Here is a 19,100-nt window from a genome sequence, read left to right as displayed (position 1 = left end):
GGATTTAGTCCTCAAGTTACAGCTGTGGAAAAAAAGCGCGGGATTCTCAAGGGTGTTCGCTTAGGAACATCCTTGAGGCGGTCTGCGCCGCCGCGCAGTAAGCGAAGCGCATGCAGTTGAATTGGAAGTTGAAGTTAAAAGATTTAAGGTCAAAATCCGTTGACCCATTAATGGGATCGGCTTTTGACCGCCTAAGAGTTTCCGCATTTGCTGTAAATGCTGTAAATGGCGGGATCAGGGCGGCGCTGAATGGAGTGATTTGAGACGTTTTTGGCTCAAATCCGTAATGAGGGAATGGCGAAGCCGCGCGACCTACGCCACGCACGGGAGTATCTGGAAAGATCTCAATTTTTCAGCTCTCAAGTTACAGCTGTGGAAAAAAAGCGCGGGATTCTCAAGGGTGTTCGCTTAGGAACATCCTTGAGGCGGTCTGCGCCGCCGCGCAGTAAGCGAAGCGCATGCAGTTGAAGTGCAGTTGAAGTGAACTTGAACTTGAACTTGAACTTGAACTTGAACTTGAACTGGAATTTGAATTTAAAGACCCGATTTTAATCCCTTAAAAATTTGCCTTTAGATTTTCAAATCTAAAACGCTATCGAGTCGTCAACCGATAAAGTTGGGCATAATGACCGCCCCTCGCCATTAGCGCCTCGTGCGTTCCTTCCTCACTGATCCCGTCCTTATCTACCACCACAATGCGATCGGCGTTTTGAATGGTCGCCAGTCGGTGGGCGATGACCAGCGTGGTTCTTCCCTCCGAAAGCTCGGAAAGCGACTGCTGGATAGCCTGCTCGGTGGCGGTGTCCAGTGCGGAGGTCGCTTCGTCAAGAATAAGGATCGGCGGGTTCATCAGGAAAATTCGGGCAATAGAGAGCCGCTGCTTCTGGCCGCCGCTGAGTTTTACACCGCGCTCGCCAATGACCGTGTCCATGCCGTTCGGCAGGTCAGCAATCATCTCGTCAAGCCTTGCACGGCGTGCAGCCAGCCACACTTCTTCTTCGCTGGCGTCGAGACGGCCATAAAGAATGTTTTCACGAATCGAACCGCCAAACAGGAAAACATCTTGCTGCACGATGCCAATGTTGTGGCGCAATGAGCGTTGGGTCATATCGCGGATATCAATGCCGTCGATAGTAATGGCCCCGCTGTCGATATCATAAAAACGGGGGAGTAAGGAACAGAGCGTGGTTTTTCCTGCCCCCGACGGCCCGACAAACGCCAGCGTTTCACCGGCTTTAATCGCGAGATTCACGCCCTTGAGGATCTTGCTGGCAGGCGAGTAACCAAACACTACGTCGCGATAGCAAATTTCGCCGCGCAGGTGTGTAACCTCAACGGCGTCGGGTTTGTCGGTGATGTCCGGTGCAGTATCGATAAGCTGGGTGAATCGTTTAAATCCGGCGATCCCTTTCGGATAACTTTCCAAAACCGAGGTGATCTTTGCTACCGGACGGAAGAAAACTTCAACCAGCAGCAGGAATCCCACGAATCCACCGTAGCTCAACGAACCGTTTACCACGTACCACGTGCCGGCGATCATCACGATTAACTGCACGATACGGGTACTTAAATAACTCAGCGTGATGCTGGCAGTCATAATGCGATAGGCACGCAGCTTGGTGACTCGATAATTGTGGTTGTCGCTGGCAAACAGCTTTTCTTCATGTTTTTCATTGGCAAAGGCTTTCACCACCCGAATACCGCCGATGCTCTCGGCGACACGCGCGTTGAAATTCCCGACCTGACCAAACAGCCGACGCCAGGTTTCCGTCATCTGCGCGCCATAACGCCCTACCAGCCAGCCCATAAACGGCACGATGATAATGGTCATCAAGGCCAAATGAAGATGAACCGTCGCCATCAATATAAAGGCACCCATAAAGGTCATGATGGCGATAAACATATCTTCAGGGCCGTGGTGAGCAATTTCCCCCACCTCTTCGAGATCTTTGGTGACGTGGGTGATGATATGTCCGGTCTTGGTATTGTCGTAATAACGGAAAGAGAGTTTCTGTAAATGATTGAATGCCTGCTCGCGCATGTCGGTTTCAATGCCGACACCCAGCGCGTGGCCCCAATAGTTTACGATTGCCATAAGCGCGGTATTGAGCAGGTAAATCAGCAGCAGGCCACCGCCGCCGTCAAGATCAGTACCCAATCGTGGGCGGGCAGCAGTTTGTCGATGAACAGTTTGACCGCCATCGGAAAGCCAAGCTCCAGCAGTCCGCCAAGAATGGCGCAGCCAAAATCGAGATAAAAAAGCTTTTTATAAGGCGCGTAATAAGAGAAGAAACGGCGGAGCATCATGCATCCTCAAGCTAAAAATGAAGGTTTCACGCGGGGTTGCCCGTTTAGAATCAACACTGTCCGGTCAAAATAGTGGCAACGCGCGTAAATATTTATCAATGGCCTTGAGGATACGCAATGAAAATGATTATCAATAGCTTTTTTGAACATTGTTTGATTTTCTCCGCGACGTCTCACAAAACAGGCTGAGGATACCAGCCCAGCGCGACAGTAACGGCGCGGCGATAGGCGGTATCAATCTGTGCAGGAACAGACTGGTGATAACTTTTTGCATGCTCACGCGTTTTACCCGACAGGCCGTCGAGATAGGCAATGGTTTCTTCGACGGTTGGGATATGACTCTCGCCCCGTGCGCCTCTTGGCGGCAAGGCGGTCCAGATCACGGCCTCGATTTCTCGCGCGATTGCCCATTCGGCGAGCGGTCCGATGCTAGTTTTTTGAACGACCAGTGAACCAATGCCGTCGTGGCGCGTCTGCGGAATTTCTTCGCGTTCTTTCAAAGCCTGACTGGCCAGTTCGAGCGAGTCGCAATCAAGCCAGGCCCAGAGCGTCGGCACCGGCGCGGCGTTATTACACAGCGCGGTTGCCAGCTCGCCACCGTCGCTTATACGACAAAATTCAATCGCCAGAAACGGCCCATCAGCTTTCCATTCGCCCTGCACCGGCAGCGCGCCCGGTTTCCAAATCAGCGATCCCCAACCTAAACACGCAATCTTCATTTTCCCATCCTGTTGTAAAAACGTTAGCGTGGTACTGCTTTATTTACTATGGATGACCGAATCCTCCCCTGCCACCCATTCAAGTTTATTTAAAATGGCTGGTATAGACCAATCTGCACCATCTTGGCATTTATGCTGCACTTAAATTTACTTCCGTTATTAAGATTTTTATTAGCAAATAGCTGGAAGGGGTTAGGCGTGCCAATTAGATGAATAATTGCATTTAAATTGAAAAATAGATTAAAGAAAATTGTATTTTTTTTGCAAAGTTCCACTATTTGAAACTCGCTCACCTTGGCATATAACTTGCTTAAATGTTTCAAAGATGATTTTAAAAACGTCTTCAAGAATGTCACGAGCATGAATTAGCGCGAATAAGAAATAGTTACCCATAGGAATTAATAACCAAATCTTCATGAAGCAAGTATTAAAATAGGTAATAAAGCCAAATTATATCCACGCGGAATTTTAGCGTGTTTACACCGGGGATTATGATGAGCAAATTGACTATTGCCAGCGTAGCTATGCCTGCGGTTTATGATAAACAGCAGAATATGCGCTATATGCTAGACACATTATCAAAAGCGGCAGCTGAAGGCGTTGACCTGATAGTATTTCCGGAACAAAGTCTGCAAGGGTATTTAAGTGATACTTTACATTATGACTTTGAGAACGTGGCCTATCAATTTGATCAAGCTGAAGTCATTCCCACGGGTGAATGTATTTCGCAGCTCATCGAAACAGTTAAAAATCTGCAATTACACGCGGTTATCGGCCTGACCGAAAGAGATGCCGAACGCGCAGAGGTACTCTATAACTGCGTTGTATTACTCGGTCCCGAAGGCGAAATCGGGCGCTATCGCAAAGTTCACCAGCCGGGCGATGAAAAACACATTTACTATCCTGGTGACGGATTCCCGGTTTTCACCACTAAAATCGGCCGTATCGGCATGTTGATTTGCTATGACAAGGTGTTTCCGGAAAGTACCCGCGAGCTGGCCCTGAAAGGTGCAGATATCATGATCATGCCCACAGCATGGGGGTTGGCGGGTGACACCGAGGATCCTGAGCTCGATTACATGGTCGATACTTATACCCTTTTTGGACGCGTTCGCGCACTCGAGAACCAATGTTGGATGGTTGAGTCGAATCTGTTTGGCCCACATGGAAAACTTAACTATCACGGACACAGCAGAATTATAGATCCGCACGGCAAGATTATCGCCGACACCGGCTTTTCAAGCGGAATTGCTCTCGCGCACGTCGATATTACGGCAGAAATTATTCGAGCGCGCAGCGTCGCTTATATTGGCTATCACTTCCTGAAAGATTATGTGCCGGTTAATGCGCCGCCTTCGCCTTTAACGGTTTCCCAGCGCCACGTAAAATCCGCAGGAGAGTAATTATGGCACATGCGCTCGAGGCAATTAATGTCTCTAAAGAATATTCGACGGTGGCAGGGAAAGTCACCGTACTCAAAGAACTTAATTTTCATGCTGACGCCAACGAGTTTATCTCTTTTGTCGGGCCAAGTGGCTGCGGCAAATCGACCCTATTTAATATCATCACCGGCCTGCTTGCGCCTGATAACGGACATATTTTAATTAATGATAAAGAGACCACGGGCAGTGCCTCTGAAAAAATGGGCTATGTATTACAGAAAGACCTGCTCTTTCCTTGGCGGACAGTAATTCAAAATGTCATTCTCGGGCTGGAAATTCGCGGCGTAAATAAGAAAGAGGCCCGTGAACGCGCTAAAGAGTTGTTAGAAACGTATCACATGCAGGGTTATGAAGATAAATATCCGGCTCAACTTTCAGGGGGAATGAAACAGCGCGTTGCATTGATGCGCACAATGATTACTAATCCCGAAATTATCTTGATGGATGAAGCATATAAGGCGCTGGATTATCCCTTAAAAATCTCATTGGAAAGTGAGTTGCTCAATGTAGTCAAGCAACAGAAGAAAACGGTTATTTTTATTACCCACGACATTGAAGAAGCGGTGACGCTCTCTGACCGCGTTTACGTGATGAAGGCACGACCGGGCGAAATCATTCATGAAATCAATGTTGATTTAGAAACTGATAGCCGAATTATTCCTGAGCGTCGCCTTTCGCCGCGCTTTAACGACTATTACGAATTGATTTGGCGCAGCATCGGCGCTGCCCCTGTTTTGTTCTGACTTTTTCGGGGAAATTTTATGAGCACGTTATCTTCTGAACAAACCACCAAGCAGCCGCAGAAACCCGGCAGTTTAGCAGCACACGCGCGGTCTCGGCCAAGTGGTCAAGACGGTTTCTTTAAAAACCCAACCTCACGGCGTTACGTACTCATTATCTTGCAAGTTGCCATCGTTGCTGCCCTGCTGCTGTATTGGGAAATTGGCGCGCGCGAAGGCTTTATCAGTAAATTTTTATTTGCCAGTCCGAGCATGGTGTGGGCCGTGCTGGTGCAGCGTTTTCAGTCTGGCGAACTGTTTACCGATATCGGCACCACCGCGCTTGAAACGCTGATCGGATTTGGCGTAGGTGCTGTAGGAGGTTCTGTACTTGGCCTGCTGCTGTGGTATTCAAAATTTATCTCTGACCTCACCGCGCCTTTCATCGCGGCTATCGGTTCAATTCCGGTGTTGGCAATTGCGCCGATAACTATCATCTGGTTTGGCACAGACATGCTTTCAAAAGTCGTCATTGTGGCATTTTCATGCATCGTGGTGTCACTGACGACGTCCTACAAGGGCGCAGTGCGTACCGATCCTGACTTGATCAATCTAATGCGATCCTTTGATGCCTCGCGATCGAAAATCTTCATCAAACTGGTGGTGCCGTCAGCCATGTTATGGGTGGTATCGGGGCTGCGCCTTAATGTCGGCTTTGCGCTGGTCGGCGCGATAGTTGGGGAATATATCTCCTCCGATGTCGGCGTGGGCCACATGATCCTGCTCGGAAGCTCCAATTTCGGTATGAATATTGTGTTGGCCGGTATCGTGTTGGTCATGCTGATGATGTTGGTATTTAACGTAGCGGTAATGTTTCTCGAACGGCTGATTCTCTCATGGGAAAGGGTAAAATAATGACAATTGCGCGTGTAAAAGGCTTCACTTTAGCGGCTTCAACGGCCTGCTGCCTGCTGGTTTCACTTGCCCTGCAACCGGCTAATGCGGCCGAAACGCCGGTGCGTATTAATCAGGCGTTTCAGTCTTTACTCTATCTGCCTTTATACGTGGCGCAGGAGAAAGGTTTCTTTAAACAACAGGGCGTGAAAGTTCAGATCAGCACGGGCGGCGGCGGCGCGCAGTCTTGGTCGGCCGTGATCGGCGGCTCGGCAGATTTTTCGATTCAGGACCCGGTTTTTGTGCCTAAATCCCATGAAAACGGCGGCAGCGGCGTGGTGGTGGCTGGCGTGCAAAACGCGCCGACGGTGTTTATTTTCGGCAAGGACGCGGCCAATCTTCAGGATAATCTGGCGGCGCTGGCCAATAAGCGCGTGGTCACCAGTCCAGAGCCCGACACTACCTGGGCGTTCATGAGTTATCTGGTCAAGCAGCAGAAACTCAAAGATGTGAAGCTGGTTCATGTTGCTATCGGTAACGAAATTCCGTCTGTGGTCGCAAGTCGCGCCGATTATGCATTGGCGGTTGAACCGCAGGTGACCATGGCTATCCGCCAAAACGGCCTGCATTCGGTTTACTCCTTCTCGGCAGCGCAGGACTGGTATCCGTTTGCCTTCTCCAGTCTGACCACTACACAGACTTACATTGATAAAAATCCTGCGGCAGCGCAGGGTGTGGTTACCGCGTTTGAACAGGCTTCGCGCTATATTTACGCGCACTTTGATGATTCCGTCGATATTGCCGCCAAATATTTCCCGAACCTGCCAAAAGATATTGTGCGTGAGGCGGTGAAACGAGAGATAGACGCCAAAGGCTACCCAGAAAACGTGTTGGTGAGCCAGAAAGCCTGGGATAACAACATGAAAATTTCACTTTATGCCAAAAATATTAAGGCCTATCCCTCTGAAGCGACCTCTTATCAAACCAATGTGAATACTGAACTGGCGACCAAGGCCAAAGCCGCAGTAGACGCCATGAAATAAGTAAATCGGGGCAGCATCTGCGGATGTCTGCCCTTTACTATTTATTTTATCTCCATGTAATCGTAGAGGTTATGCCATGACTGAGCCGATGTTCGATCGTCTAAACGCTATTCACCCGCTCTCTCCTGCCGATGCCGAAGCCGTGCTGCCAACCGTAATCGACTGGGCCATTCGCGCGGCATCGCTGAGTGATTTCGTCAATGCCAATCTGAGTGCCGATGTGGTGCCTATCACCGTATTTATTTCACCCGTGGTGACAACGAAATGAGTGATTTGGTCAATTTATCCATTGCCGAAGCGGGCGCAAAGGTTCGCGCGAAAGAGACCAGTTTCCCTGAATTGGTGCGCGCCTGTCTTGAACGAGAGCGCCAAACCCATGCGCTGAACGGTTGGATTGAAATCTATCAAGATCAAGCGATTAAACTCTCTGAGGCACAGCAAACCCTGCTGGAAAACGGCTATGATTTAGGCCCGTTACAGGGCATTCCGCTCGGAATTAAAGCCAATATTGATATTGCCGGACAAGAGATGAATGCGGGCAGCGAGATTTTACGGGGAAATATGGCAGCCCAAGATGCCGCCGTCACCCGAGCTCTGAAGCAGGCGGGTGCGATTATCCTCGGCACCACCAACATGCACGAATTTGCATGGGGCGGCACGACCAATAATCCGCATTACGGTGCCTGTCATAACCCGTGGGATACGGCACGAGTCCCGGCAGGATCCAGCGGCGGCTCAGGCGTCGTTGCCGCTGTACGCAGCGCTTTTGCCACGCTAGGAACTGACACCGGCGGTTCGGTACGCCTGCCTGCTGCACTAAATGGCGTAACCGGCCTACGTCCAACGGTTGGCAATATCAGTACCGAGGGAGTATTTCCGCTCGCCTGGAGCATGGATACCGTCGGGCCTCTTGCCGCTCGCAGCGCCGACTGCGCCCTACTTTACGGCACACTTTCGGGCATGGATGCAGCGCAACAATCTGCCATGAGTCGCCAAATGGTAAAGCCGTTGCAGGGATTACGCATTGGCGTGCTGGACCCGTACAGTTTTTACAGTCTTCAACCGGGTGTCGAGCAGGCATTTCGCGCGGCGTTAAACGATTTTGAAGCGCAAGGCGTAGACATTGTCTCCCTACGTGTCGATGGCCTGGAACACGCCGTGGACGCGCAAATTATTGTCGATGCCTGTGAGCCAAGCGCTATTCACTGGCCTTGGTTAAAGGATCGGCCCGAAAAATATGGCGACGACGTGCGGATTTTATTACAGGCAGGCCTAACGTTTACGGCGGTGGAATATCTTCAGGCCCAGCGTTATCGCACCTGGCTGCGTGAAAAATTTGCTGCCCTGTTCGAGGAGGTCGATATGATTATTACCCCTACGCTGCCGTTTACCGCGCCGCTGATTGGTCAGGAGACAATCCCAATTGGCGACGGCGAAGTGTCGACCCTGTTGGGCAATCTGATTTTCACGTGTCTTCCAAGTTTAGCCGTGTTGCCTGCTATCAGTTTTCCAGCCGGATTTGATTCGCAAAATCTGCCGGTTGGGCTGCAACTGATGGCGGCGCCCGGACAGGAACGCCTGCTGCTTCGTGCCGCGCATCAATATCAGCTGTGCTCGGATTATCATCTACGGCAGCCGCCCCTCTTTCGGCTATAGTTTCAGCACAAAACGTTTTAAAATTTAGTCAGTTAGCGGCGGTTTCTGACCAGTTGATAACGGCGGGTCAGATACTCAACGGGCGCGCTCCAGATGTGGACCAGACGGCAGAACGGAAAAATAAGGAACAGCGTCATGCCGAGCACGATATGCAGACGATAAATTAGCGCCACGCCGTCGAGATGTGCCGCCGCACCAGCGTGGAAACTGACAATCGCCTGCGCCCAACCCACCAGCTTCATCATTTCGCTGCCGTCCGTATGCTGGGCGGAGAAGAAAATAGTGCCTAATCCGAGCGCGGCCTGCGCCACCAGTAGGGCAATAATCAGCAAATCTCCCGTGCTGGAGGTTGCCCGCACGCGCGGATTCGTTAACCGGCGTTTAAGCAACATCGCGCCGCCAAGCAGTGTCATTGCGCCAAAAATCCCACCGGCAACCATCGCCAACTGCTGCTTGGCGGAAATAGAAAGGAAAGATTCATACATCCAATGCGGCGTCAGCAGGCCGACAAAATGGCCAAAAAAGATGCCGATAATGCCGATATGAAACAGCGGCGAGGCAATTCGCAGCCCTTTTTTATCCATAATCTGGCTAGAACCCGCGCGCCAACTGTATTGCCCATAGTCGTAGCGCAGCCAGCTGCCGAGCAGAAATACGCTGCCCGCGATATAAGGATAAATACTGAATAACAGAAAATTAAGAAAGCTCATGGCGGGATCCTTGCGCGTCGCGTTGCAGATTATCGGGTGATGAAGTATTGCGAGGCGGTTGATTTATCGACAGATATTGCGGCGCTACCGAGCCTGCGAAACGTTTGCCGTGCGCCTTCTCATCTTCACTGAGACAGCCCTGCTCGCCAAGAAACGTGATTTGCTCCTCTTCCCACACGGCGTCGAGCGCCTGAGGGGTATCATCGCGACTCTCGTGCTGCAACTTTTCGGCTACCTCGGCGGTGCTAATATTCGCTTCAGAAAGGGTGAGCAGCAGCTCAAACAGCAGCGCGTAATGATTTTCACGCTGGTTGAGTCGGGCAGCCAACAGGGCAAGGATCGGCGCGATATCGGCCAAGCCCGCGCGGGCGCTGGCTTCATCAAGTGTCGCAAGATAGTCGAGATAGAGCGGCAAGTAGTCGGGCAGCTCTTTACAGTCGAGTTGCAAACCGGCGGCGCGGTACTGATCCAGAAGATCGACCATCGCCTGTCCGCGATCCCGCGATTCGCCGTGAACGTGTTCAAACAGCAGCAGTGAGGTGGCGCGACCGCGATCAAACAGGCTGCTGTATTCGGCCTGCCTGTCCAGTAAGTCAGCCGCGCAAAGCGTGTGAATAAAATCGGCCAGCCTTTGGGTATCCATCACGCTTAACTGCGGATTTAGGGTCACTAATTGCTGAACTTCTTGCTGATGAGCCCATAGCTCCTGTTCAGGATAATCGAGCAGACGGCTAATAATTTGCAACAGTTTCATTGAGCGCCTCCCTTGGTGTGCGGGCTGACATCAATGGCGTCAATGCGTTTACTGTTGAACAAATTGAATTTACCGGCGCTGCCTTTACAGCCGTCACCGAAGCTAAAACCACAGCTTTTGCTTTCTGGAAACGCCTCGCGCGCTAACTCTCGATGGCTGGATGGCACCACAAATCGGTCTTCATAGTTGGCGATTGCGAGATAACGATACATCTCTTCGGCCTGCGATTGGCTGAGTCCGACCTGCTCCAGCGCGGTGGTGTCGAGCACGCCTTCGACGGTTTCCGCCCGTTTAAAATGGCGCATCGCCAACATTCGTTTCAAGGCCAGCAGCACGGGTTCCGGGTCACCGGCGGTGAGTAAATTGGCGAGATATTGCACCGGAATGCGCAAACTCTCGACGTCGGGCAGCACGCCGGTATGAGGCAGTTTTCCGGCGTCGGCAGCAGCCTGAATCGGCGACAGCGGCGGCACGTACCATACCATCGGCAGCGTGCGATATTCCGGATGCAGCGGCAGCGCCAGTTTCCATTCCATCGCCATTTTATACACCGGCGAACGCTGCGCGGCGTCTAGCACCGAATGCGGAATGCCCTGCGCCAGCGCCTCGGCAATCACGGCGGGATCGTGCGGATTCAGAAATATATCCATCTGACTTTGATAAAGATTTTTTTCATCTTCGACCGACGCCGCGCGTTCAATCTGATCGGCGTCATACAGCAGCACGCCGAGATAGCGAATTCGGCCGACGCAGGTTTCGGAACAGACGGTCGGCTGGCCGGCTTCAAGGCGTGGATAGCAGAAAATGCATTTTTCCGACTTGCCGCTTTTCCAGTTGAAGTAGATTTTTTTGTACGGACAGCCGGTGATGCACATCCGCCAGCCACGACATTTGTCCTGATCGATCAGCACAATGCCGTCTTCGTCGCGCTTGTAAATCGCGCCACTCGGACAGGTGGCGACGCAGGCCGGATTGAGGCAGTGCTCGCACAGGCGTGGCAGATACATCATGAAAGTATTTTCAAATTCGCCGTACATCGCCTTCTGCATGTTGGCGAAGTTGCTGTCAGCGGAACGGGTAGAAAATTCGCCGCCCAAATCGTCTTCCCAGTTGGGTCCACCGGTGATTTTATCCATTCGCTTGCCTGTAAGCAGCGAACGCGGACGGGCAATCGGCTGATGCTTGCCCGCCTCGGCGGTATGCAGATGCTGATAATCAAAATCGAACGGCTCATAATAATCGTCGATTTCGGGCATCTGCGGATTGAGAAAGATTTTCGACAGCAGATGCAGCTTATTGCCCATTCGCGGCTGGAGTCGGCCACTGATTTTACGAATCCAGCCCCCCTGCCATTTCTGCTGGTTTTCCCAATCGTTTGGAAAGCCGATCCCCGGCTTGGTTTCAACATTATTAAACCAGCTGTACTCCACGCCTTCACGGCTGGTCCAGACGTTTTTACAGGTCACCGAGCAGGTATGACAGCCGATGCATTTGTCCAGATTCAGCACCATGCCAACCTGTGAACGAATTTTCATTGCACTTTCTCCTGCACGCGGTCGTTGCCTTCTTCATCCAGCCAGTCGATGCGATTCATTTTTCGCACCACCACAAAATCGTCGCGGTTGGAGCCGACGGTGCCGTAATAGTTGAAGCCGTAAGATTGATGGGCATAACCGCCGATCATATGGGTCGGTTTGGGCGTCACGCGCGTTACCGAATTGTGAATGCCGCCGCGCTGCTGGGTGATTTCAGAACCCGGAATATTTACCAGCCGCTCCTGCGCGTGATACATCATGGTCATCCCAGCCGGCACGCGCTGGCTGACTACCGCGCGGGCGGTCAGCGACCCGTTGGCGTTAAACGCTTCTATCCAGTCGTTATCGACAACGCCGAGCTGGCGCGCGTCCGCTTCACTTAGCCACACAATCGGCCCACCGCGCGAAAGCGTCAGCATCAACAGGTTGTCGCTGTAGGTTGAGTGAATGCCCCATTTTTGATGCGGCGTTATAAAATTCAGCGCCAGTTCGGGATTGCCGTTCGGCTTGGCGTTGAGCAACGGCTGCGCGGCGCGAGTGTCAATCGGCGGGCGATAAACCAGCAGGCTCTCGCCAAAGGCGCGCATCCACGCGTGATCCTGATAAATCTGCTGGCGGCCAGTCAGCGTGCGCCACGGGATAAGCTCGTGAACGTTGGTGTAACAGGCGTTGTAGGAGACGTGCTCGTCTTCGAGACCCGACCAGATTGGACTGGAGATAATTTTGCGCGGCTGGGCCTGAATATCGCGAAAACGAATTTTTTCGTCCTCTTTATTCAGGGCGAGATGGCTATGATCGCGGCCCGTGGTTTGGCTCAACGCCTGCCACGCTTTCACCGCCACCTGACCGTTGGTTTCCGGCGCGAGAGTCAGAATAATTTCGGCGGCGTCAATTGCCGTCTCGATTTTTGGTCGCCCTGCGGCGGCGCCTTCTGGCTGGGTATAGTTCAGCTGTTTGAGCAGCGCGATTTCGCTGTCGGTATTCCAGTTGATGCCTTTGCCGCCATTACCGAGCGTGTCGAGCAAGGGACCCAACGCCGTGAAGCGCGCGTAGGTATCGGGATAGTTGCGTTCGACTGCCACCAAATGCGGCGCGGTAACGCCCGGAATCAGCGGACATTCGCCCTTTTTCCACTCTTCGACGCCCAACGGCTGCGCCAGCTCGGCGGCTGAATCGTGCTGAATAGGTAACGTCACCAAATCGGTTTCAACGCCCAGATGGCCTACGCAAACCTCGGAAAAGGCCTTCGCCAGGCCTTTATAAATATCCCAATCACTTTTCGATTCCCATGCAGGGTCGACGGCGGCGGAAAGCGGATGAATAAACGGGTGCATGTCCGAGGTATTCATGTCGTCTTTTTCATACCAGGTGGCGGTCGGCAGCACGATGTCGGAATAAAGGCAGGTGCTCGACATCCTGAAATCCAGCGTCACCACCAGATCCAGCTTGCCTTCCCCGCCTTTATCCTGCCATTCGACCTCTTCGGGCAGCGTCGCGCCCTGAATCCCCAAGTCTTTGCCCTGAATCCCGTTTTCGGTGCCGAGCAGGTATTTGAGCAGGTATTCGTGACCCTTGCCGGAGGATCCCAGCAGATTGGAACGCCAGACAAATAAATTGCGCGGGTAGTTTTCCGGCGCGTCGGGCTGCTCGGCGGCAAAACGGATCGTGCCATCTTTAAGGCCGTCGACGGCGTAATCCTGCAACGTTTTTCCTGCCGCCGTGGCCTTTTTCGCCAGATTCAGCGGATTAACATTCAGCTGCGGCGCGGACGGCAGCCAGCCCATTCTTTCTGCTCGTACATTAAAATCAATCAAACTGCCGGTGAAACGTGATGCATCGGCCAGCGGTGAAAGCAGTGACTGCGGCGACACCGTTTCGTAACGCCACTGGCTTGAGTGATTATAAAAGAACGAGGTGCCATTCATCTGGCGCGGCGGGCGCTGCCAGTCGAGACCAAAGGCCAGCGGCTGCCAGCCAGTTTGCGGACGCAGTTTTTCCTGGCCGACATAATGCGCCCAGCCGCCGCCGCTCTGCCCTACGCAGCCGCAGAAAATCAGCATGTTAATCAGGCCGCGATAGTTCATGTCCATGTGATACCAGTGGTTTAAACCGGCCCCCACGATGATCATCGAACGGCCATGCGTCTTGTCGGCGGTGGCGGCAAATTCACTGGCGATGCGAATAATATTTTGCTGTGACACGCCGGTAATCTGCTCGGCCCACGCTGGAGTGTAAGCATTGACCTCGTCGAAGCTGCGCGCGCAGTTTGCGTCATTTAATCCGCGATCGACGCCGTAGTTTGCCAGCGTCAGGTCGTAAACGCTGGCAACGCGCGCCTCACTGCCGTCGGCCAGTTGAAGGCGTTTTATCGGCAATTTGTGCAGCAAGATTTCATCCAGCGCGACGCTGGCGAAATGTTCATGCACGATACCGCCGAAATACGGGAAGCCGACCTCAACTATCTCGTCATGATGTTCAAGCAAACTTAACGCAAGGCTGACCTCCTGCTGCGATTTACCCTCGCGCGGCTCGAGATTCCAACGGCCCTTTTCGCCCCAGCGATAGCCGATACTGCCGAGCGGCGAAACCAGTTCTCCGCTCAGCGCGTCCAGTGCGATGGTTTTCCACTGCGGATTGTTTTCCTGCCCGAGATTGTCGACCAGATCGGCGGCACGCAGCATGCGGCCTGCGGTAAAGGTGCCGTCTTCGCGCGGCTCGAGCAGCACCAACATCGGCATGTCGGTGTAACGACGCACGTAATCGAGAAAATAGGTGCTCGGATTATCGAGGTGAAAAGATTTGAGAATCACGTGTCCCATCGCCAGTGCCAGCGCGCTGTCGGTACCCTGTTTAGGTGCCAGCCAGTGGTCACACAGCTTGGCAACTTCAGCGTAATCGGGGGTGATCGCTACCGTTTTGGTGCCTTTATAGCGAACTTCACTAAAGAAATGGGCATCGGGTGTGCGCGTTTGTGGCAGGTTGGAACCCCACGCAATAATATTGGCGGAGTTATACCAGTCGGCGGATTCGGGCACGTCGGTTTGTTCGCCCCACGTCATCGGCGAGGCGGGTGGCAGGTCGCAATACCAGTCATAGAAGCTTAAACAGACGCCGCCAATCAGCGACAAATAGCGCGAACCGGCGGCGTAAGAGACCATCGACATCGCCGGAATCGGAGAAAATCCCATGATGCGGTCGGGACCAAAGGTTTTAGCGGTATAAACGTTGGAGGCGGCGATCAGTTCGTTGACCTCTTCCCAGCTCGAACGCACGAATCCGCCTCGCCCACGCGCCACCTTGTAAGTCGCCGATTTTTCGGGACTGCTGACGATGGAACCCCACGCGTCGACCGGATCGGCGTGCTGAATTTTCGCTTCGCGCCACAGTTTAATCAGCGTTTTGCGCATCAGCGGATATTTCAGACGGTTTGCACTGTAAAGATACCAGGAATAACTGGCGCCGCGTGGGCAGCCGCGCGGTTCGTGATTGGGCAAATCGGGACGGGTGCGCGGGTAATCGGTTTGCTGCGTTTCCCAAGTGACCAAGCCACCTTTGACATAGATTTTCCAGCTGCACGAGCCGGTACAGTTGACGCCGTGCGTGGATCGCACAATTTTATCGTGCTGCCAGCGGCTGCGATAACCGTCTTCCCAATCGCGATTGGTGTTCAGCGTTTGGCCGTGGCCGTCGGCAAAGGGTTCGGCCAGCTGTTTGAAATAGCGAAACCTATCGAGAAACTTGCTCATTCAGGAACCTCCCGCTGCAGACGTCGAAGGCCTGCCGTCGTGATTTGTGTGGCGTTACGCAAAGCAGCAACGCAGATGAAATCAAATTGGCGCAAGGGTAATCCTGCGCGGCAAGGCGCAACTTGATGACGATCAACACTGACGGTGAGCAAAAGGCGATAAAGCGCAGGAATACTCCAAAGGGAGTAGCAGAGAATCGACATTAACAGTTTGAATTGGCAAACTTTCACGCCCTTTTCAGGGCGCGTCATACGGGGAATTTATTGCGCAGGGCAATTAGGGGGTAAGTGCAGGTTAGACGTTAAAACGAACGTTAGAGGTTAAAAATAACGTTAGATAAAGTCTTTGGCTTTGCCAATCAGCGCCGCTTTGGTGATCACGCCGAGTAAACGGCGACTGTCGGCGTTGTCTAGTACGGGCATGCGTTCGAGGGGCGACGCGCTAAATACCGCCCACGCCTCTTCAAAGCTAGAATGTTGATAAAGCACGGTAAATTCGTGTTGCAGGAAGGCGTCGATGCTGCCGGTTTTGTCTAGCGTGCCGTCAATAATTCCGCTGGCCAGCACGTTAGTGGCGACAACGCCGAGGAAACGTTCTTCACGATCAACGACATAGACGAAACGGGTGCGCTGCTTTAATCCTTCCGTGACGACTTCGCCCAATGAGGCATCGACATACATTTTCGAGCACGGACACATCAACGCGGCGACAGTGCTGTTTTCAAAATCACTTTTCGCCATATAGCGCGCGTTGTGCCGCGTTAACACCGGATAAGTGCCGCTGGCCTTGAAGCGCGACGCGACGACGTAAGAGATGGCCGTCGCTAACATCAGCGGGAACAGCAGCGAGCTGTTAAGGGTCATTTCAAACGCCATCATGATCGACATGAGCGGCGCGTGACTGGTGGCGGCCAGCAAGGCGCTCATGCCAATAGCGGCGTAAAGCCCCATCGGCCCCGGATCAAAACCTAGCCATTGAAGACAGGTACAGACCAGCGCACCACCCGCTGCGCCAATCAGCAGCGACGGCGTAAACAGCCCGCCCACCGCGCCCGAGCCGACGGTTATCGCGGTTGCGACGATTTTCAGCACCAGCAACAGCAGCAGCGAGGTGTGTAAATCGCCGTTATTGAGAATCAGGTCGATAACTTCAAAACCGTTGCCCAGCACCAGCGGCGAAATCATCGCCACCAGCCCAACGCCCAAGCCGCCTAAACCCAGACGCAGCGCCGGATGTGACAGCGGTTTCATGAGTTGCCGCACCTTGTCTATCGAGGCGATAAACAGCGGGCCGAGAATGCCGGTCGCCGCGCCAATCGCCAGCACGGTGATGATCGCCACGGGCGTGGGGCTGAAATTGGCCGAGGAGTAGAGATAGAGCGGCGCGTAATGAGTCAGAGAGCGCACGGTCAGCACAGCGACGGAGGCCGAGATAAACAGCGGAATCAATCGCTGCACAGCGGTCACGCCAAAGGCGATTTCTGCCACAAACAGCGCACCCGCAAACGGCGCGTGGTAAACCGCCGCCAAGCCGCCTGCCGCTGCCATGGCGATGACATCGGATTGGTGCAAAGAGGTAAAACGAGTGAAGCGACCTAACAGGCTGCCGCTGAGCGCCGAAAGTTGCACCATCGCCCCTTCCCGACCAATCGATCCGCCGCTGGCAATGCTGGCGAGTGAGGAGAGCGAGCGTAATAGCGTGCTGATCACCGGAATACCCGGCAGGCGTTGATCGATAACGTCGAGATAGTCGGGCATTTTGCCGTTTCGCGCCTCGTAACGCAGCGCCAAATGCAGAATGAAACCGGCGATCACGCCGCCCAGCGCGGTGATCAGCGGCCAGACAATCAGCGGATATTCGTTGAAGGCGCGGGTAATGTCGCTGCCGTTGTAAAACATCAGGCCATTGATGCCGCTAATCGCCAGCCGAAAACCGATGGTCACCAGCGCGGCAATAATACCGGCAGGAATGGCGATAAGCAGGTTGACCCAATCAGATTTTTGCAGCGCTTTAAAACTCATTGTTCCCCAAATCGCCTTTGTTTAGATAACGGTATCGCCGACGGGCGTGAGACCAAATGATAGCATCATTTAACTTTTGGGGAATATATTGGGGAATTAGCAAGTTTTAGTCACAAGGTCTGAAAAAGGGGAACGGGCAGAGAATCGCGATCCTCTGCCCCGTTGAAACCTATCCCTGCTGGAACGAATAGATGTTGCCGAGTTGCAGAATCTGCGTCAGCTCGTCCAGCGCGTGGCGAACCTCGAGCAGCAGCTGGGGATCAACCAAATCTTCCTGCGTCATGCGATCGCGATAGTGTTTATCAACCCACTGATTGAGACGATGGAACAGCGTGTCGTCGATCAGCGAACCGCGATTGACCGCCGCCAGCTCCGTTTCGTTAAGCGCTACGCGAAGACGCAGACAGGCCGGACCGCCGCCGTTACGCATGCTTTCGCGCAGATCGAACACCTGAATCTGGTCGATAGGACCGCCGCTTTCACGAAGATCCGAAAGATAACTCCACACCGCCGCATGCTGGCGCGACTCTTCGGGCACCACAATGGTCATTTTGCCGTCGGCGCGGCTGAGCAGCTGGCTGTTAAACAGGTAAGTTGCCACCGCGTCATCCAGCGTAACCCGCGCCTGCGGCACTTCAATCGGCTGAAAATCACATTCAAGACGCGCCATCTTGCGGCGGATCTCGTCAAAAGCGGCGTTTTGATTAACAAATGCCTGCTGATGATGGAACAGCACCTGCCGATTACTCACGGAAATCACGTCGTTGTGGAACACGCCGCGATCGATAGCCTCGGGATTTTGCTGCACAAAAACGGTTTGCTCGGGAGAAAGCTGATGCAAACGCGCGACGGCATCACTCGCCAGACGCGTTTGGCGCGCCGGATAACGCACCGGCTCATTGTCGCCCGTTGTTAATCCATCACGTCCGTAAACAAACACCTGCACGGCGGGACGATCGTAGTCCGCGCCAAGACGATTATGGTTGGCTGCACCTTCATCGCCAAGGCTCGCCACCTGCGGCAGCGCGGCATGGTGGGCAAAATGCGCGGCATGATTGAAGGTTGCGCGCAAAATCGCGGAGGTGGTATCCGCCTCAATCGCGCGGTGAAATTTGTTATTCAGATTCGCCACGGTGAAATGCACGCGACCGTCGGCGCTGTCGGCTGACGGCGACACCGTGGCGGCATTGGCGACCCACATGGCCGATGCCGAGCTTAATGATGACAGCAGCCGCGGCGAATAGGCGTTGGCCTGCGCCAGCACCTGCGCGTCGTTGCCGGAGAAACCCAGCTGACGCAGCGTGGCGAGATGCGGCCTCTCGTGCGGCGGCAATACGCCCTGCTTGAAACCGAGATCGGCCAGAGCCTTCATTTTCAGCAGCCCCTGCTTGGCCGCCAGCTTTGGATTCGCGACCTCGCGCTGATTGCGCGTAGAGGCTTCGTTGCCGAACGACAGACCTGCGTAATGGTGCGTCAAACCGACCAAGCCATCAAAATTGACTTCATATCCTGACATTATGTTCTCCTGAGCGCGCAAAACGGCGGATTCTGCGC

General features: G+C 53.4%; 13 protein-coding genes and 1 pseudogene. 6 read left to right on the top strand and 8 right to left on the bottom strand.

Annotated features, from left to right (window positions below; all coding sequences use genetic code 11):
- Positions 1–592 precede the first annotated feature (592 nt).
- Positions 593–2,304, bottom strand: a pseudogene (locus SC206_RS20020) (ABC transporter ATP-binding protein).
- Positions 2,305–2,480: 176 nt separating this feature from the next.
- Entirely contained in the window at positions 2,481–3,026 is a 546-nt protein-coding gene (locus SC206_RS20015; RefSeq protein WP_332740105.1) for a hypothetical protein, read from the bottom strand.
- Positions 3,027–3,517: 491 nt separating this feature from the next.
- Between SC206_RS20015 and SC206_RS20010 the strand changes: the two genes are divergently transcribed.
- The 6 genes from SC206_RS20010 to SC206_RS19985 all read left to right on the top strand — a co-directional run bounded on the left by SC206_RS20010 (position 3,518) and on the right by SC206_RS19985 (position 8,780).
- Positions 3,518–4,429, top strand: a complete 912-nt coding sequence (locus tag SC206_RS20010) for a carbon-nitrogen hydrolase family protein (RefSeq protein WP_332740104.1) — start codon at positions 3,518–3,520, stop codon at positions 4,427–4,429.
- 2 nt (positions 4,430–4,431) lie between these two features.
- Positions 4,432–5,211, top strand: coding sequence for an ABC transporter ATP-binding protein (locus tag SC206_RS20005; protein WP_332740103.1), 780 nt, complete (start codon positions 4,432–4,434; stop codon positions 5,209–5,211).
- Positions 5,212–5,229: 18 nt separating this feature from the next.
- On the top strand, positions 5,230–6,102 hold the full coding sequence (locus tag SC206_RS20000) for an ABC transporter permease (RefSeq protein WP_332740102.1): 873 nt from the start codon (positions 5,230–5,232) through the stop codon (positions 6,100–6,102).
- Positions 6,102–7,124, top strand: a complete 1,023-nt coding sequence (locus SC206_RS19995; protein ID WP_332740101.1) for an ABC transporter substrate-binding protein — start codon at positions 6,102–6,104, stop codon at positions 7,122–7,124. Before SC206_RS20000 ends, SC206_RS19995 begins: the two co-directional genes overlap by 1 nt.
- A gap of 76 nt (positions 7,125–7,200) precedes the next feature.
- Positions 7,201–7,392, top strand: coding sequence for a hypothetical protein (locus SC206_RS19990; protein WP_332740099.1), 192 nt, complete (start codon positions 7,201–7,203; stop codon positions 7,390–7,392).
- Positions 7,389–8,780 carry an amidase gene (locus SC206_RS19985; RefSeq protein ID WP_332740097.1) on the top strand — a complete coding sequence of 464 codons (1,392 nt, stop codon included), beginning with the start codon at positions 7,389–7,391 and terminating at the stop codon, positions 8,778–8,780. The genes SC206_RS19990 and SC206_RS19985 overlap by 4 nt, the downstream gene beginning before the upstream one ends.
- Before the next feature lie 32 nt (positions 8,781–8,812).
- Here the strand turns inward: SC206_RS19985 and narI are convergent, their stop codons facing one another.
- From narI to astB, 6 genes are all read right to left on the bottom strand, one after another.
- Positions 8,813–9,490 carry a respiratory nitrate reductase subunit gamma gene (gene narI / locus SC206_RS19980; protein WP_332740096.1) on the bottom strand — a complete coding sequence of 226 codons (678 nt, stop codon included), beginning with the start codon at positions 9,488–9,490 and terminating at the stop codon, positions 8,813–8,815.
- Positions 9,477–10,244, bottom strand: coding sequence for a nitrate reductase molybdenum cofactor assembly chaperone (narJ, locus tag SC206_RS19975; protein WP_332740095.1), 768 nt, complete (start codon positions 10,242–10,244; stop codon positions 9,477–9,479). The genes narI and narJ overlap by 14 nt, the downstream gene beginning before the upstream one ends.
- Positions 10,241–11,779 (bottom strand): nitrate reductase subunit beta, encoded by a 1,539-nt coding sequence (gene narH, locus SC206_RS19970; RefSeq protein ID WP_332740094.1) that lies wholly within the window; start codon positions 11,777–11,779, stop codon positions 10,241–10,243. Before narH ends, narJ begins: the two co-directional genes overlap by 4 nt.
- The gene (locus SC206_RS19965; protein ID WP_332740093.1) at positions 11,776–15,525 is read right to left on the bottom strand and encodes a nitrate reductase subunit alpha; all 3,750 of its coding nucleotides are present in this window, start codon (positions 15,523–15,525) and stop codon (positions 11,776–11,778) included. Before SC206_RS19965 ends, narH begins: the two co-directional genes overlap by 4 nt.
- A 332-nt stretch (positions 15,526–15,857) precedes the next feature.
- Positions 15,858–17,546, bottom strand: coding sequence for a chloride channel protein (locus SC206_RS19960; protein ID WP_332740092.1), 1,689 nt, complete (start codon positions 17,544–17,546; stop codon positions 15,858–15,860).
- A 169-nt stretch (positions 17,547–17,715) separates the two neighbouring features.
- Complete coding sequence (gene astB / locus SC206_RS19955) at positions 17,716–19,062, bottom strand: N-succinylarginine dihydrolase (protein ID WP_332740090.1); 1,347 nt, start codon at positions 19,060–19,062, stop codon at positions 17,716–17,718.
- Positions 19,063–19,100: the final 38 nt, after the last annotated feature.

The organism is Rouxiella sp. T17 (assembly GCF_036663475.1).
GTDB lineage: Bacteria > Pseudomonadota > Gammaproteobacteria > Enterobacterales > Enterobacteriaceae > Rouxiella.
This window is presented reverse-complemented; position numbering and strand designations above follow the sequence as displayed.

What these genes read in the sequence shown, in the direction of transcription:
- SC206_RS20015 (WP_332740105.1), bottom strand. Translation starts at nt 3,026, where the DNA reads ATGAAGATTGCGTGTTTAGGTTGGGGATCGCTGATTTGGAAACCGGGC.
- SC206_RS20010 (WP_332740104.1), top strand. Translation starts at nt 3,518, where the DNA reads ATGATGAGCAAATTGACTATTGCCAGCGTAGCTATGCCTGCGGTTTAT.
- SC206_RS20005 (WP_332740103.1), top strand. Translation starts at nt 4,432, where the DNA reads ATGGCACATGCGCTCGAGGCAATTAATGTCTCTAAAGAATATTCGACG.
- SC206_RS20000 (WP_332740102.1), top strand. Translation starts at nt 5,230, where the DNA reads ATGAGCACGTTATCTTCTGAACAAACCACCAAGCAGCCGCAGAAACCC.
- SC206_RS19995 (WP_332740101.1), top strand. Translation starts at nt 6,102, where the DNA reads ATGACAATTGCGCGTGTAAAAGGCTTCACTTTAGCGGCTTCAACGGCC.
- SC206_RS19990 (WP_332740099.1), top strand. Translation starts at nt 7,201, where the DNA reads ATGACTGAGCCGATGTTCGATCGTCTAAACGCTATTCACCCGCTCTCT.
- SC206_RS19985 (WP_332740097.1), top strand. Translation starts at nt 7,389, where the DNA reads ATGAGTGATTTGGTCAATTTATCCATTGCCGAAGCGGGCGCAAAGGTT.
- narI (WP_332740096.1), bottom strand. Translation starts at nt 9,490, where the DNA reads ATGAGCTTTCTTAATTTTCTGTTATTCAGTATTTATCCTTATATCGCG.
- narJ (WP_332740095.1), bottom strand. Translation starts at nt 10,244, where the DNA reads ATGAAACTGTTGCAAATTATTAGCCGTCTGCTCGATTATCCTGAACAG.
- narH (WP_332740094.1), bottom strand. Translation starts at nt 11,779, where the DNA reads ATGAAAATTCGTTCACAGGTTGGCATGGTGCTGAATCTGGACAAATGC.
- SC206_RS19965 (WP_332740093.1), bottom strand. Translation starts at nt 15,525, where the DNA reads ATGAGCAAGTTTCTCGATAGGTTTCGCTATTTCAAACAGCTGGCCGAA.
- SC206_RS19960 (WP_332740092.1), bottom strand. Translation starts at nt 17,546, where the DNA reads ATGAGTTTTAAAGCGCTGCAAAAATCTGATTGGGTCAACCTGCTTATC.
- astB (WP_332740090.1), bottom strand. Translation starts at nt 19,062, where the DNA reads ATGTCAGGATATGAAGTCAATTTTGATGGCTTGGTCGGTTTGACGCAC.